This window comes from Symmachiella dynata, from assembly GCF_007747995.1.
In the GTDB taxonomy this organism is placed as follows: Bacteria; Planctomycetota; Planctomycetia; order Planctomycetales; family Planctomycetaceae; genus Symmachiella; species Symmachiella dynata.
In genome coordinates this window covers 1,855,425-1,870,933 of record NZ_CP036276.1, presented here as the reverse complement: position 1 = coordinate 1,870,933, position 15,509 = coordinate 1,855,425, and the positions used below count along the sequence as shown (strand labels likewise).

Below are 15,509 nucleotides of genomic sequence, written 5' to 3'. Positions count from 1 at the left end.
AACGGTCTCCGACTCTTGTGAATTCAACGGTTGTGGTTCGTGTTTCGTACGACAGCGCTGGGTGATTGCGTTCTTCGTTCACGTTTTGGGTGCCACTGCTGGCTTGCCCAGTAGTGTGCTCGTCGTTTGTCGTCGGTTCGCATAGAAAACTTGACCTGCCACCGCACTGGCGGACAAGCCCACAACTGTCCGGTTATAAGTCGAACAATGATAACTGTTTATGGTTTTGCCGTACCTGGGATTGAAACTGAATCTCGTTTAACACTGTTTTTATAGGGGTTTTCTCGAAAATTGTGACGCTCAGAATCTGTAAGATTTCGGACATCGTCCGTTCGATCCGCAATTCTCGGCGGAGGATGGCGACGAGCACATAAGTGCTCACTGCAATCCAGATTTGTGTCCGCACTGCGTTGGGAGTATTGCCCACAAAGTGTTTGATTCGCAGATGTTGTTTGACCCATTTGAAAAACAGTTCGATGTCCCAACGCCGCCAATACAACTCCACCAGGTCGGCTGCCGAAAGCAAAAACTGATTGCCAATGAAAACAAAACGGCGGCGCGTCTCGGCATTGAAAAATGTGATGCGACGCAGGCGGTCGGGATACTTCCGAAACGTTCGGCGGTCTTTGAGCAGAATGATTTGATCGCTCCGCAATCCCGTTGTGCGATCCACGGTTTGCGATCTCTGGCGGCGGTAGGTGAGATTGCTTTTGGCCCGCACCAGGAAGAACGCTCCCGCTTGATGAAGCCGGTGCAAACGGCCGTAATCGTTGTAGTCGCGATCCATCACGTACAGCGATCCGGCTTCGACGGGCACTTCGTCGAGCATCGCGCAGTCGCGAGTTCTTGTGCCCGAAATCCGCAAAAAACAGGGGATATTGCCTTGCAGGTCGAGCAGCGTGTGCAGTTTGATCGCCGCTTTGTCGCGCTGCGAAGGAGCCCAAGGAAACAACGTCAGCGAAAGATTGAGAACCGTGGCGTCCAACGCGTAGGCAGCGGTTTGCAACTCGCTGGGCAACGGGTCGGCGGCGTACAGTTGTCGCGCCCGGTCGATCAAAGCCAATCCCAAGTCCTGCCAGATCCGCCAATCTCTGAGGCGATTGGCATCGGCCAACGTGCTGCGTTTGATGGGCCCGCGAAACCCGGCATGAAACAGTTTCGACTGTACGGCGGTGAGGCAGATTTCGATATCGCGCAAACTTTCCCGCGCGGTCAATTGCGCAAACATCATGGCCAAAAACTGATCGCGACACGACAACGCACGAACACGTTTGTTGCCGTGATAGCGTCGCACGCAATTGTCCAATATCCGTCGCGGAAGAAACGCCAACAGTTGTGGAAACACCATCTGACCTTCGAACATTACGCGGCTCCTTTTTGCCAGAGAGAACAAAAAGGATGGCGACATCACCCCCGTGAGTTGAAGTCGTGCGCGCCTGAAAATTGCCGAAAGTGTTGAATTTCATAGAGAGTTACGACAAGAACCGAAGAATTAAACCGGACAGTTGTGGGACAAGCCGCCAGTGGCACCCGACGTATAGTTTTTTTAGTTTGCGGAGGTTAGGTGAATTTCAACAAATTGACAGAGCGTTGTCGACGTGGGCTCATCGCAACTCGCTAGGCACCCTCACGCGAGAATGCTGCTTGTGGCCGGGACGCAACCGCGGTACAGACAATCATAACCGAAGGCGATGATCGGGTGGCCACTACTTAGCACGTGAAACGGATGACTACTTACTGCGCACGATCATCTCGAAATCGGGGTCGTGCCGCAAGGTATCAAAATCAGGCTCATCTTCAATGAGTTTCCGCAGGTCCTGATCCATGCGTAAGGCGCGGCCCAGCCAAGAGAGGGCGTTGGTTTTATCACCGGCGAGCGACCAGTAACAGGCCATGTTGTAGAGCACGATCGGCTCCTGTGGGGCGACGCGATACGCCTGCTCCATCGCGGAGATGGCCTCGTCCAAGCGGTCAATGCGTTTGTAACACCACGCCAATGCCAAGAGCACTTCGACGCGCTCCGGTTTTTCAGCCAAGGCCCGTAAGAAATACGGCAATGCCTGGTCGTACTGTTGGCGATCGCGATACGCCATGCCATGCAAATATTGAACGGAGAAGCGGGATCGATACTGTTCGTCGATTTTCGCCAACTCCTCCAGCGCTTTTTCGGGCATTTCGAGTTCCAGATATCCTTCCACTTTGGACAAGATTCTGCGAAAGCGCGAGCTGGCAGCCATGTTCTCGATCTCACCGATCAGTGCCACAAAACGATTTGTTACGTTGTGGCAAATGTGGAATAGCAATAATGATTCGCCGGGAGGCGAAAACGCGTTGAGTGCCACTCAATAAGTTGTCCGCAACTTCAAGGTGGCCTTTAAATCATGTTCGGTTTCCAGAGTCGTGTTGAGTCGCGACTTCCCGGTCCGTCATAACGGCGGTGGTTCCTGATCCTCGATCGCGGAAGGATCGAGGCGTTCCCGCTCGTCGATTTCGATGGAGTCATGTGCTTCCTCCGCTAACGGGATGGGTTCGATCTCGGGCGTGACCGGTTCAGTCGCCACCGCCGGCACATAGGTCTGCTCGGGGACATGGGAACCGTAATCTCCGCGATCCCCTTTGCGTTGATGCCTGAATTCTTGTCTCAATTCCTTGCTGCCGACACTGATGATCAAAAAGTCGGCGAATGTCCGTAGTCGTGGATAACGGGTTGAGTCCCGGTGCTTATCGCACTTCCATTGTTTGATCTTCACATTGACGGTCGCATGCCGACCGTAGCCAATCGCGAAACCGAGAATGATTCCGATTGGAAAAAACCAGTTCCAAACCAACATCCATAGCACAAATCCGGAGAGTGTTCCGACCACGACACTCCAAAAGGGGGCGGTCAGGTTTTCGACCTGATAGTTTTCCGTCAAGGGCGCGCCTTCACCCGGCGTGCCGCAGACGACGCACATTTTGGGGAGCCGGACTTTCCACGTCTCGTCGTCGTATTCGGCGTTGAGGTATTGTTCCTCGCTGGAAACGCGAATTTCGCGGGTAACAAACCGTTCCGGACGCAAATCACGGGCGTATTCGGTGAAATGCTGCCAAAAATTCTGTCGGCGTTCCCAGTAATAGGCGCAGACGATCCTCGACTTCCGCCAGATCCAACTGAGGACGACGGCGGCGACTTTGACCGCCACGCTCCACAGGGTTCCGGCGAGTGCCGCGAATTTGTTTGTTTCGGGTTCCGTACGTTCCGATGTCAATAGATTGCCCTCTCGGCAAGGTCCGTTTGCTTGGTTGCATTATGCGGGGACACCGAATTGCGGGTCAAGCCCTCCCCGCCCTGTGAACGCGACAATTACTCGACGTTCGATCAGGGGATTGGTATGATAACAGTTCATCTACGGTTATTTACGTATTCGTTAAAAGGTGGTCTCGTCTTGAAACGTTGGGCTATTTTTATCGTCGTTATTTTTGTGGTGGGACTCATCTGCAACTGGTTCTGGAAGGAATTGTCTCCGAACCAGTACGGACCGTTGGCGGATGTGACTTGGAAAACCAATGGTTTCCCCAACACCGTCCACGTGCACCTGGAAGACGAACAGGGACGACCGCTCGCCAAGACGCTGTTGACGGTTTACACCAACGACGACGCATTCGATTTCACCACGAATTTGCAGGGTGATGCGAAAATCGTCTGCTCCGGTCAAGTTTTGTTCGGAATTGAGTCGCAACATCGAACCGTGTTTTCCAAATCGTTGGCCATGTACACCGGTTCCCCCTCCTTAGCGGACGGATTGGACTTTCATATCGTTGCCAAACGGCCGGATCTCATCAGCCGCGGGGCCGGCATCTATGAAGAAATGAAACGTGAGGAGGAACTCTTAGAAGTACTCAAAAAAAATGAAGAGGCCAGAAAGACAGCCGATGTCTCCGCCGATGAAGGTGCGACACCCCCCTCTGATGAAAATGATGCGGAGGAGCCAGCGCAGCCCAATACCGACAGCGAAGACGATTCAACTCCGGCTACGAAAGACTCCAGTGGCGAGCAATGAACCTTCTGCGTGCTGTCTGTTCTTGTGACGCCCAAACAGCGGGTCATGCGTCAGAGAGTTGAGAATCGACTTGCCGACTATAATTTTGTCTTCGATTTAGATAATCCTCAATTGTTGGTCCGGAAAGCATTGCTATGAGATACTTGGTTGTTAGTTTGATCCTTGTTTCTGCAATTTGCGTGACGGACGTTCGCGGTGCGGACAAGGCAGCGGACGTGACGCGGGTGTTGCCCGCCGGTCAATTGCCGGCGGACGCGCGGCTGGGAACGCCTCGTCATTTGCGAGACAAGAATCATCCCTGGGCACCTCCAGCGACCAAAGCGGCTTGGTTGCGAGAAGCGGACGCGATTCGCAAGCAGGTGCTGGTGAGCACCGGATTGTGGCCGTTGCCTCCCCGCCCGGAACCGAATCCGACGATTCACGGAAAAATCGAGCGCGATGACTACACCGTGGAGAAGGTATTTCTTCCCTCGGCTCCCGGACATTATGTGACGGGCAATTTGTATCGCCCCAAAAATCGGCCCGGACGATTGCCGGCGGTGCTTGCCCCTCATGGTCACTGGAACCAAGGCCGCTTTTACGATGCCGGTGAAGAGGCGGCAAAAAAACAAATTGAAGGAGGTGGCGAAAGCCTGATGTCGGCCGCGCGGTATCCGCTGCAGGCCCGCATGGTGGGACTGGCTCGCATGGGGTGCGTTGTCTTTCACTATGACATGGTGGGCAACGCCGACAGCAAGCAAATCGGCCATACCGAAGGTTTCCGCGATGTTGAGGCTTTATCGCGGCTACAAAATTTCATGGGATTGCAGACCTACAATTCACTCTGTGCACTCGACTTTCTTGCCTCGCTGCCCGATGTCGATACAGACCGTCTCGGCGTCTCCGGTTCCAGTGGCGGCGGGACACAAACGTTTATGCTGTGCGCGATCGACCCTCGTCCAGCGGCCGCCTTTCCCGCGGTCATGGTCTCCAGCAACATGCAGGGGGGCTGCATTTGCGAGAATGCCTCCTACTTGCGGTTGGGTATCAACAATGTCGCCATCGCCGCACTCTTCGCGCCGCGTCCGCTGGGCATGACCGGAGCCAACGACTGGACGATTGATATCGAAACCAAAGGCTTGCCGGAATTGAAACAGGTGTACTCCTTGTATGGAGCGCAGGAAAATGTGGACGCCAAGGCATATCCGCAGTTCGGCCACAATTACAACCAAGTGGCCCGGGAACGGATGTATGACTGGATGAACCAGCACCTCAAAATCGGACGCGACACTCCTTATAAAGAAACCGATTTTGAACCGATCCCCCCTGCCGAATTGAGCGTGTTCGACGAGGCCCATCCATTGCCCGAAAACGCATCCGACGCGGCGTCGCTCCGTGAAGCTGTCACGGAATATCAAAAACAAATGTTCGACAGCCTCCTCCCCAAATCCCAAACAGACGTGGCCCGGTATGACAAAACAATTCGCGCCGCCGCAAATGTGATGTTGGACACAGGGGTCCCTGAGGCGATGGACCTGGAACGCGAAGATCGGGATACAGTCCACGAATCGGGTTATGACATCTACAAATTGCTGGTCGGTCGTACGGGTGCCCAGGAGCAAGTGCCGTTGATTGCATTAGTGTCGCCAAACTTTAACGGCGAAGCGGTCTTGTGGGTGCATCCCGATGGTAAGGCGGGATTGTTCACCGAAGATGGTGAACCGAAGTCAGCGGTGCAAGATTTACTTGACGAGGGTTTTGCTGTTGTCGGGGCCGATCTGTTTTTGACCGGAGAGTTTGTTGCTGAGGGTGAAAAACCCAAGTACCCGGCGCTGGATGAAAAATATGCGGGCTACACGTTGGCCTATAACCGCTCGGTACTCGCCAATCGTGTTCGCGATATTTTGACGGTGATCGGCACCATGGTCGAAGATGAAAACATCAACACGATTCATCTGATCGGGACCGGCGAAGCTGGCCCGTGGGCGATGTTGGCTCGTGGACTGGCAGGAAAAACGGTCGACAAAACGATCGTAGACGCCAACGGTTTCGGATTTGAATCAGTGACGTCAATCAACGACCCCATGCTGTTGGCCGGCGCACTGAAGTATGGCGGACTGGGAGGCCTGACCGCACTCGCCGCACCGGCGGAATTGACAGTCGCCGGCACCAAAGGCGTACCCACCGCTGAGCTACAGCCGTTGAAAACCGTCTATGACGCCGCGCAAGGCAAGTTAACCTTGATCGATGAGAAGCTCGATATGAATAAAGCGGCGGAATTGTTGTTGAAATAGTCTTGCGACTCCGCATCAGACCCCGCGGTTTTCCTCGATTGCGTCGCACAGGCGGCGATTATCGTTTCCTTTCGCTGACCCCTGGCGGCCCATGCCACACGCCTTGCTCGAAACCGAAGAATATGTGGAACAGGCGTACTTCTTTCGCGTGTTTCGTCAGCGGTTAGAAGATAGCGTACCGTCGCAAGTGATCCTGGCCGACCTCAAAGAGGAAATTCTGGCCACCACAAAATTGCCGATGGCGCTTGAATTTTTGGTGGGTGAGATGGTTCTCAATGGACGCATGGGCGAGGGAATGGCGCGGCTGGACCACTATTTCACCGAGTTTCAAACCTACATCATCTCAGCCGCCGAGGACGATTATTCCCGCTTTGATCAGCGGACGGCGTTGGAGATTTTGCAATACGAAGCGGAATATCGCATCAAGGATCCCACCCCCGCTGGCATGTTCGTCTATCACTTCGAATGCCTCAGCCGCAATAAGCTCGGCTACGACGCGGGCATGAAGGCGATGGCGGGTGATCCGATTTATGACAAACATTGGTCCGAATGGATCATGCGCACGCGTCTTCAGCTAGGGACAACTGATTTCGCCGATCTGATTTGCATGCGTTCACAGTACTCCGTGGATGAGTACCGCCGCAAGAATCGCAATCCCGACTACCAGCCGGCCGAACCGGTGCTGTTCGGACACAAGGCAGGACGCATTGCTTATGCGAACCGCGGTCGCGATCCGTTGTACATGTTCGCCGCCCTGCAGCGGCACCTGGGATACCCGGCCGTCCCCCGTCCGCAACCCAAGACTTCGCAAGAGTCACTTGTCGGGGAATTAAAAGCCAAGCTCATCAACATGGAGAAACGGCTGACGCTCTTGGAACGTGAATCCAAAAACCAACTCGACATTAGCGAGTTCTACGTCAAACCGGACACACCGGCCGAATCACCCTGGAAAGATGCTGCTGAAAAAGAACGCGGCGAACAGGAGAGTTAATCCATCCCCTGCCCCGTGGGTGCGACTCCTCTTTCGATGCAGGACGAGTGATAAACCGTCCTGGAAAAAGCCGCGCGCAGAGCCGCAGAGGGGTACCGTTTTGAGGTGAAGAGCTGATGAACGCTGGTTGGTCACGCGCAGCTCCAAGAGAACCTGATCCGCTCAGTTCTCAAGAACGCAGCATCCAAAACCTTTCTTTGTCTTCTTTGCGCCTCCGCGACTCTGCGCGCGTTCTTTTACAGCTTCGAATGATGCATTGCCTTGAGTGCAAAACAGATGATGGGTGGTCGATGCGGTGAGATGGATCATCGCTTGGTAATGCGAAAACCCTCACCCCGGCCCTCTCCCAGAGGGAGAGGGGGTAAGCTTTATGGCGGGAACGTTACAAGACCGGCGAAAAGATCTTCATCAAGTTTTCGCTCAACCGTCGGCCGAGACCTCGTTTATTCCAAGACTCCCTGTCAATCACCCGCGCTGAGACGATGTCTTTCTCGAATGCGGTTTCCAGTTGCCGCGCCATTTCCTGATCATAGACAGCGACGCCGACTTCGAAGTTGAGCAACAAACTGCGCACGTCGAAATTCGCCGTCCCGACCAGCGACCAATTGCCGTCGATTGTTAGCGTCTTACTGTGCAGCAAACCTTTTTGGTATTCAAAGATTTCGACTCCCGCGTCCAACAGTTCGTCGTAGTATCCACGGCCCGCGTACAACATCCACCAATAGTTCCCGTGTCCGGACAACAACAAGCGGACCTTGACCCCGCGAAATGCGGCGGTGGTCAATGCGGACATCAACGGTTCCGTGGGCACGAAATAGCTGGTCGCCATCGTGATGTTCTGCTCGGCTTTAGCAATTGCGGCGAAGAACAACGCGTGAAACGAATTGAATTCATCGATCGGCCCCGACGAGACAATCTGAGCAACGTTGTCGCCGCTGATGCGCGGATCGGGATAGAGTTCCGGTTGGGTCAATTCCTCGCCGACCGCATAAAACCAATCCTCGGCGAAAACTTGTTGCAACTGCAAGACGACCGGGCCTTGCAGCTTCACATGTGTATCCCGCCAATACCCCAGTTGCGGATCGCGTCCCAAGTATTCGTCGCCGATGTTCATCCCTCCGGTGAATCCAATTTGACCGTCGACGATCACAATTTTGCGATGGCTGCGCAGATTGATTGACCAACGTTCACGAAACGATCTTCCCGGTAGAAACGCAGCGACTTGGATGCCCGCATCGATCATTGGACGCAGAAATTTGCGGCTAAGGAACATCGAGCCGATTCCGTCATACAGAAACCGGACGGTCACGCCTTCACCGGCTTTTTGAATCAACAAGTCCCGCACGCGTGTGCCGGTGCGATCCATTTGCCAAATGTAGTACTCCAAATGCAACGAATGCTCAGCGGCAAGGATCGCCTGTTCGATCAATCCCAAGGTCTGATTGGTATCGTTGAGCAACTCGATACGATTGTCGATGGTCGGTCGCGTGGAAGAGAGATGGTTGATCAACCGCACAATGTTCTGCTGCTTGGCGGTGAGACCTTCGCCGGGGAGCAATTGATAGTGCGTCAGTTCAGGAAGGAGCCGCGAGATTTGGCGATCGGAGACCGTTTTACGCATCACGCGGCGTTGCACGCGGTTGACACCGAAGACGAGATAGAACAACGCGCCGAAATAGGGAGCGAGCACGATCAAAAACAGCCAAGCCACGGTTGAGACCGGCCGCTTCTTCTGCAACAGCACGACTGGGATCAATAGCAACGTTACGAGGTAACCGCAAAGTGTGATCCAGAAATAAAGAGTGAGCATGATGCGTTTCAGTCGAGGTGTCGCGGCCGTGTTGTCGCGGTCGTGTTATTCTGAGCCGATTGGTATCCAATTCCACCGATGTGCCACTTTGGCCCCGATTGTTAACAAAACAAATCAGCGGCATGGTGAATTGGAGACACGCGGCTACGCAACATTCTACCGGTTCTCGCCACACGAACAACAAACCGGCTGAGGAGACTCGTCGTCGTCAGTGATCACTGTTATCCTACAGACCGTAATCAACCCGGATGCGGAGGACCTGCTCGCCACCAGAATATGTACCAAGCTTGCCAGGGTACATAGCGATGCAGAATTCATAATCCGAGGGGTGATTCACAAATTGACGACACAATCTGCGCAGTGGAAGAACTGCCGTCATGACCCGACTGGGTCGGGAGTCCCGCGCAAAACAGTACTAATGAATTGAAGGATACCGAAGATGAAATTCGCCATTTGCCAAGAATTGTTTGTTGATTGGGATTGGGAACGGCAATGCAAGTTTATCGCTGATGTGGGGTACACGGGGATCGAAGTCGCTCCGTTCACACTGGCTGACCGAGTCACCGACGTCACCGCTGAACAGCGACAAACCTTGCGTAAGCAAGCGGAGGCCGCTGGGTTGGAAGTTGTTGGCTTGCATTGGCTTCTGGCAAAAACCGAAGGCCTACATCTGACCACAGCCGACGCAGGCGTTCGCAGTAATACGGCGGACTATATTGCCGAATTGGCCCACGCATGTGCTGATTTGGGGGGTGAGGTTCTTGTGTTTGGCTCACCTCAACAACGGAATCTCGAGGAGGGGATGTCGCGGGAACAGGCGCTGGCCAATGCGGCTGAGGTGTTCCGCAAGGCGATGCCGGTTTTGAGTGATCGCAATGTGAAGTTATGTATGGAACCGCTCACGCCGAAGGAGACAAACTTCATCACCACCTGTGCCGAGGGGGTGGAGTTGATAGGGTTGGTAGACCATCCGAATTTCATTTTGCATCAAGATGTCAAAGCGATGTTGAGCGAGTCGGATTCGATTCCGGAATTGATACATCGTCACGCAAAAGTGACCGGACATTTTCATGTCAACGACAGCAACTTGTTGGGACCGGGAATGGGCGAAACGGACTTCGCGCCGATCTTCAAAGCGTTGTTGGAAACTGAATACGATGGTTGGGTTTCGGTGGAAGTTTTTGATTACAAACCGGGCGCTGAACTGATCGCGCGCGAAAGTTTTCGTTACATGCAAGAGACGCTCAACGCGGTTTCTTAGACGTCGATAGCATGTTATTGAGCGCGTATTTTTAAAAAAAATGAAAGTTTGCAAAAAAAATTTTGCAGAGGAAATACTCTACTTCGAAGGCATGCTTCACAGTGCGTCAATGCGATCGTGCGTAGCATGCGCAGCGCATCCTGAAAAACGACGTACGCGATTAACGCTTGTTTTATAGGCGTTTTTCGCGTTTTTTCATGCGCGCTGTTGCGCGCGTTCTTTGTTGCGATACAGAATTCTATGACAGTGCATTGTTGCGACGCTTCGCGCAAAGCATTCACAGCAAAGCAATTGAAACGAAAAATGCTCCACAGACGTCTTGCACAATCTCTCGAAATGCTTACCATGTCGACGTGTCAAGTGAACACTCTAATTTTTCAAGAGTTCGACGGTTATGAATTGCTTGAATTTCGATTCAATGTTTGCGGTTGATAACGCGACTGTTGATCAATGAGCGTTCCTGCCACTTGTCATGTACGACAAGTTGGAATGGATTCATGTTTCGGTGTTGTGTGGTTTGTCTTTGCCGAAATTAAAGCCCGGTGCCAGCGGCGAGACGACTACCAAATTGGCTCTGTAAGGAGGAACTTCTGTGGCCAAGAAAAAAGCAGCGAAGAAAGCTGTCAAGAAGGCAGCAAAGAAAAAGGCGACTAAGAAGAAGGCCGTGAAGAAGAAGGCGACCAAGAAAAAGGCCGTCAAGAAAAAGGCCGTGAAGAAGAAGAAAGCGACCAAGAAAAAAGCGGCTAAGAAAAAAACCGCTAAAAAGAAAGTCGCTAAGAAAAAGGTAGCCAAGAAGAAGGCGGCCAAGAAAAAAACCGCCAAAAAGAAGAAAAAGAAGAAGTAGTCATACTTCATTGGTGTACAAACGACTGCCGGGTCCACCGGCACACGGGTTACAACGAGAAGAAGCGGCTGGCCTGCGCCAGCCGCTTCTTTCTATTTCTAGGGAGCCAAACGAGTTAGCCGTTCTGCCGGCTATAGATACATGTTGACCAGGTTCTCCAACATCTCCTGACGACCGCTTTCGTTGGGACTGACTTCACCCGCCTCCAACATGTAGGTCTCTAAGTCGGCAAAGGTGACCGACCCCGCCTCGATCTTCTCGCCGATCCCTTCGTCGAAACTGCGATAGCGGTTCTTGACGAAATCACTCAGCACGCCATCGGCACGGATCGCCGCTGCAATTTTTAGCCCGTGTGCAAAGGCATCCATGCCACCGATGTGTGCGTGGAACAAATCGATCGGCTCAAAACTTTCGCGACGAACCTTGGCATCAAAATTGACGCCGCCCGGCGCCAGGCCACCTTGGTCCAAAATAGCCAACATGCATTGCGTGGTTAGATAAATGTCGGTCGGGAATTGATCCGTATCCCAACCCAGCAACAGGTCACCAGTGTTGGCATCGATACTTCCCAGCGCGCCTTGGATCGACGCATAGATCAATTCATGCGCCATCGTATGCCCGGCCAGCGTGGCGTGGTTGGTTTCGATGTTGAGTTTTACATGATCCAGCAGATCGTATTGCCGCAGAAAATTCAGGCAGGCGGCTGCATCGAAATCGTATTGATGCTTCGTCGGCTCTTTGGGCTTCGGCTCAAACAAAAACTGACCGGTGAAGCCGATGCTCTTTGCATGGTCGACCGCCATGTGCATGAACGCGGCTAAGTGATCCAGCTCGCGTTTCATGTCGGTGTTGTACAGATTCATGTACCCTTCGCGTCCACCCCAAAAGACGTAGTTCTCGCCGCCGAGTCGATGCGTGACTTCCATCGCTTTTTTGACTTGCGAAGCGGCGTAGGCAAAGACATCGGCGTTGCAGGAGGTTGCCGCTCCGTGCAAATACCGCGGATGCGAAAACAGATTGGCAGTTCCCCACAACAGATCGATGCCGGTCCGCTGTTGTTCCTCGGCCAAGACATCGGCGACGGCGTCGAGGTTTTTGTGGCTTTCGGCCAAGGTGGCGCCTTCGGGGGCGACGTCGCGGTCGTGGAAGCAATAAAACGGCGCGCCGAGTTTCTCGATAAACTCAAACGCGACCCGCACGCGATTGATCGCATTCTCTACGCTTTCGGTCCCGTCATCCCACGGCCGCTGCAAGGTCCCAGCGCCGAACGGGTCGGCTCCGGTGCCGCGAAACGTATGCCAATAACAAACGCTGAATCGCAACTGGTCCCGCATCGAGCGGCCTTCGACGATCTCGTCGGCATTGTAGTGCCGAAACGCCAAAGGGTTTTTGCTTGTGGGACCTTCGTATTCAATTTTGGAAATGTCTGTGAAAAATGCCATCGCTGTTTCCTCATAAATGTGTTGATCGCTGAATTCGCAGTCACCGAGTTTACCGCCGAGGCATGATGTCGAAAAGCGCCGCTGTGCGAAAAATGAAGGACTCTCTTGTATTCGCATTTGAAGGCCGCAAAGTACGCCAATAGACTGTTGTTACTCGGCATTTCCTTCCGTTCGAGATATACTGAATGAAGGTAATTTGAGTACTTCAGTTGAAGGCGCATGATGCGAATACGAATGGCAACAATTCAACAATGTTTGGTAGCCTCACTAAGACGGGTGCCGCCGGCGGCTTTCCCGCCAGTGCAAGTTACGGACGCGGTTTCTAGCCGTCGTGAAGTCAAGAACCGTGCGCACTGGCGGACAAGCCGCCAGTGGCACCCGCGTGTCATCGTTTTCGTTGGACTGTCGATCTTCCTGGCACTCGCGCCCGCGGTACGGGCTGATGAGGACTTGTTTCTCAAACGGGTCGCACCAGTGCTCGAACGGCGTTGCGTGCGTTGCCACAATGGAGACAACGCAAAAGGGGGCTTGGATCTTTCTACAGCCAAGGGCTTACACGAGGGTGGTGATAGTGGTGAGGTGCTTGCCGCTGCGGTCGAGGAAAGTCTGCTGTTGGAGATGGTCACCGGCGAGGATCCGGCGATGCCCGAAGGGGGCCCTCCCCTGACCCAAGAACAAATTGCAGACTTGCGGCAATGGATCAAATCCGGGGCGAACTGGCCCGAGGCAAAAATCCTCCAACCCAAGCCGGGCGATGGCGATTGGTGGTCGCTCAGGCCGCTTGCTAAACCGCCGGTCCCGCCAGCGAAGTCGCCGTGGATCCGCACGCCGGTTGATGCGTTCATTCTCGAAAAACTTACGCAGAAAAAACTCACTCCCAACCCCGAAGCGGATCGCCGCACGCTCATTCGCCGGTTGACGTTTGATTTGCACGGCCTGCCGCCGACACAGGAGGAGATTGACGCATTCGTGGCCGACTCTGATCCGGCCGCCTATGACAAATTGGTCGACCGGTTGTTGGCTTCGCCGCGGTATGGCGAACGTTGGGCGCGGCATTGGCTCGATGTGGTGCATTATGGCGACACGCACGGCTACGACAAAGACAAGCGTCGCCCTAATGCGTGGCCCTATCGTGATTATGTGATCCGTTCACTCAACGACGACAAACCCTATGCGCAATTTGTCCGCGAACAATTAGCCGGTGACGTGCTCTTTCCCAACGAACCGGATGGCATTATCGCCACCGGTTTTGTCGTTGCCGGGCCGTGGGATTTTGTGGGCCACGTAGAACTGCGTGAAGGGACACTTGATAAAACGATCACCCGCAACCTCGACCGGGACGATATGGTCACGAACACGATGGCCACCTTTTGCAGTTTGACAGTGCACTGCGCGCGGTGCCACGACCACAAGTTCGATCCCATCACCCAGGCGGATTACTACAGCTTGCAAGCAGTGTTCGCCGGGATCGATCGCGCACCACGTCCCTATAAAATCGATGCCGAAGTAGAGGCAGAACGCGCAAAATTGACGGCAGAGCGAAACGACCTCCGTGCGAAAATCAATACGGCCAAAAAAGCCAAAACCGATGTGGCGGAATTGGAAAAACAGTTGGCCCCCATTGAGGCGGCCTTGGCCAAGTTGCCCAAACCGCCGTTGGTTTATGCCGCTGCGACCAATTTTCCTAATACGGGAAGTTTTCGCCCCACCGGTGGCCAGCCGCGCGAGATTCATCTGCTCAATCGGGGAAGCGAAAAACAGCCGGGCGATATTATGCAACCCGGAACGGTCGGTTGCATCCCCGGATTGCCATCGCGATTCCAACTCGACAATCCCGATGACGAAGGAGCGCGGCGGGTCCAATTGGCAGCCTGGATTACCGACACCAAAAACCCGCTCACCTGGCGGTCAATCGTCAATCGCGTATGGCATTACCATTTTGGCAGCGCAATCGTCGACAGCCCCAATGATTTTGGTCACATGGGGGCGACGCCGACGCATCCCGAACTACTCGACTGGCTGGCGGCCGATTTTCGTGACAACGGACAGTCGCTCAAACGGTTGCACAAGTTAATCGTCACTAGCGCTGCTTATCGTCAATCGACGGCGCATGACGAACAGAATTCGAAGATCGATTCGGGGAACCAATTCCTCTGGCGTATGAATCGCCGACAACTAGAAGCCGAAGCGCTACGAGATGCTGTGTTGGCGACCAGTGGGAAATTGGACACGACCATGTATGGGCCGGGCTTTGATCTGTTTGGTTTCATCGATGACCACTCGCCGCACTATTTGTACGACAAATATGATCCCGACGATCCCCGTGGATTGCGACGGAGCATTTACCGTTTCATCGTCCGCTCAGTCCCCGATCCCTTCATGGAAACGCTCGACTGTGCGGATCCCTCGCAGAATGTGCCGGTGCGAAACTCCACCGTCACGGCGCTGCAGGCGCTATCGCTGCTGAATAACAAATTCATGGTGCGACAAGCGGAACATTTTGCTGCACGCGCCCAAGCGCAAGCCGAAGGGCTGCCGGCGCAAATTGCCTTCGCCTTTCAGACCGCCCTGGGACGCGCGCCCAGCGAGCAAGAATCGCAGACGCTGACTGCTTACGCCGAACAACATGGCCTAGCCAATGCGTGCCGGTTGTTATTTAACGCGAACGAGTTTTTGTTCGTCGATTGAACAAACCGACTAGCAGTGGGTGCCCCCCCCCGCCGACCGGGTGGCACTGGCGGCTTGCCCCAATCCTGTTCGGCTCGATTGTTGCTATTGTTGGGCGTGATGGCAAGGTGGCGGTGTGTTTGCTTGTTTTTTGGGGGAGGGCGTGGCTGCAAGGGCTGCG

General features: G+C 54.1%; 11 protein-coding genes. 6 read left to right on the top strand and 5 right to left on the bottom strand.

Annotated features, from left to right (window positions below; all coding sequences use genetic code 11):
• Positions 1-193: 193 nt before the first annotated feature.
• From Mal52_RS07165 to Mal52_RS07155, 3 genes are all read right to left on the bottom strand, one after another.
• Positions 194-1,363: an IS4 family transposase gene (locus tag Mal52_RS07165; RefSeq protein ID WP_145375055.1), complete on the bottom strand. Its 1,170-nt coding sequence runs from the start codon at positions 1,361-1,363 to the stop codon at positions 194-196.
• A gap of 367 nt (positions 1,364-1,730) precedes the next feature.
• Positions 1,731-2,237, bottom strand: a complete 507-nt coding sequence (locus tag Mal52_RS07160; protein ID WP_145375053.1) for a TPR end-of-group domain-containing protein — start codon at positions 2,235-2,237, stop codon at positions 1,731-1,733.
• A 189-nt stretch (positions 2,238-2,426) separates the two neighbouring features.
• On the bottom strand, positions 2,427-3,248 hold the full coding sequence (locus Mal52_RS07155) for a hypothetical protein (RefSeq protein ID WP_145375051.1): 822 nt from the start codon (positions 3,246-3,248) through the stop codon (positions 2,427-2,429).
• A 177-nt stretch (positions 3,249-3,425) separates the two neighbouring features.
• Between Mal52_RS07155 and Mal52_RS07150 the strand changes: the two genes are divergently transcribed.
• From Mal52_RS07150 to Mal52_RS07140, 3 genes are all read left to right on the top strand, one after another.
• Positions 3,426-4,040: a hypothetical protein gene (locus Mal52_RS07150; protein WP_145375049.1), complete on the top strand. Its 615-nt coding sequence runs from the start codon at positions 3,426-3,428 to the stop codon at positions 4,038-4,040.
• 134 nt (positions 4,041-4,174) lie between these two features.
• Positions 4,175-6,313 (top strand): alpha/beta hydrolase family protein, encoded by a 2,139-nt coding sequence (locus Mal52_RS07145; protein WP_145375047.1) that lies wholly within the window; start codon positions 4,175-4,177, stop codon positions 6,311-6,313.
• Positions 6,314-6,404: 91 nt separating this feature from the next.
• On the top strand, positions 6,405-7,304 hold the full coding sequence (locus Mal52_RS07140) for a hypothetical protein (protein WP_145375045.1): 900 nt from the start codon (positions 6,405-6,407) through the stop codon (positions 7,302-7,304).
• A gap of 382 nt (positions 7,305-7,686) precedes the next feature.
• Here the strand turns inward: Mal52_RS07140 and cls are convergent, their stop codons facing one another.
• Entirely contained in the window at positions 7,687-9,114 is a 1,428-nt protein-coding gene (gene cls / locus Mal52_RS07135) for a cardiolipin synthase (RefSeq protein WP_145375043.1), read from the bottom strand.
• Positions 9,115-9,553: 439 nt separating this feature from the next.
• Between cls and Mal52_RS07130 the strand changes: the two genes are divergently transcribed.
• Positions 9,554-10,375: a sugar phosphate isomerase/epimerase family protein gene (locus Mal52_RS07130; protein WP_145375041.1), complete on the top strand. Its 822-nt coding sequence runs from the start codon at positions 9,554-9,556 to the stop codon at positions 10,373-10,375.
• Between the two features lie 592 nt (positions 10,376-10,967).
• Positions 10,968-11,219 (top strand): hypothetical protein, encoded by a 252-nt coding sequence (locus Mal52_RS29650; protein ID WP_197534048.1) that lies wholly within the window; start codon positions 10,968-10,970, stop codon positions 11,217-11,219.
• Positions 11,220-11,350: 131 nt separating this feature from the next.
• On the opposite strand, the gene xylA is transcribed toward Mal52_RS29650, so the two are convergent.
• A complete protein-coding gene (gene xylA, locus Mal52_RS07120) occupies positions 11,351-12,661 on the bottom strand; it encodes a xylose isomerase (protein WP_145375039.1) in 1,311 nt (436 codons plus the stop codon).
• 300 nt (positions 12,662-12,961) lie between these two features.
• Here xylA and Mal52_RS07115 point away from each other — a divergent pair, with 300 nt between their 5' ends.
• Complete coding sequence (locus tag Mal52_RS07115; RefSeq protein WP_197534723.1) at positions 12,962-15,349, top strand: DUF1553 domain-containing protein; 2,388 nt, start codon at positions 12,962-12,964, stop codon at positions 15,347-15,349.
• Positions 15,350-15,509: the final 160 nt, after the last annotated feature.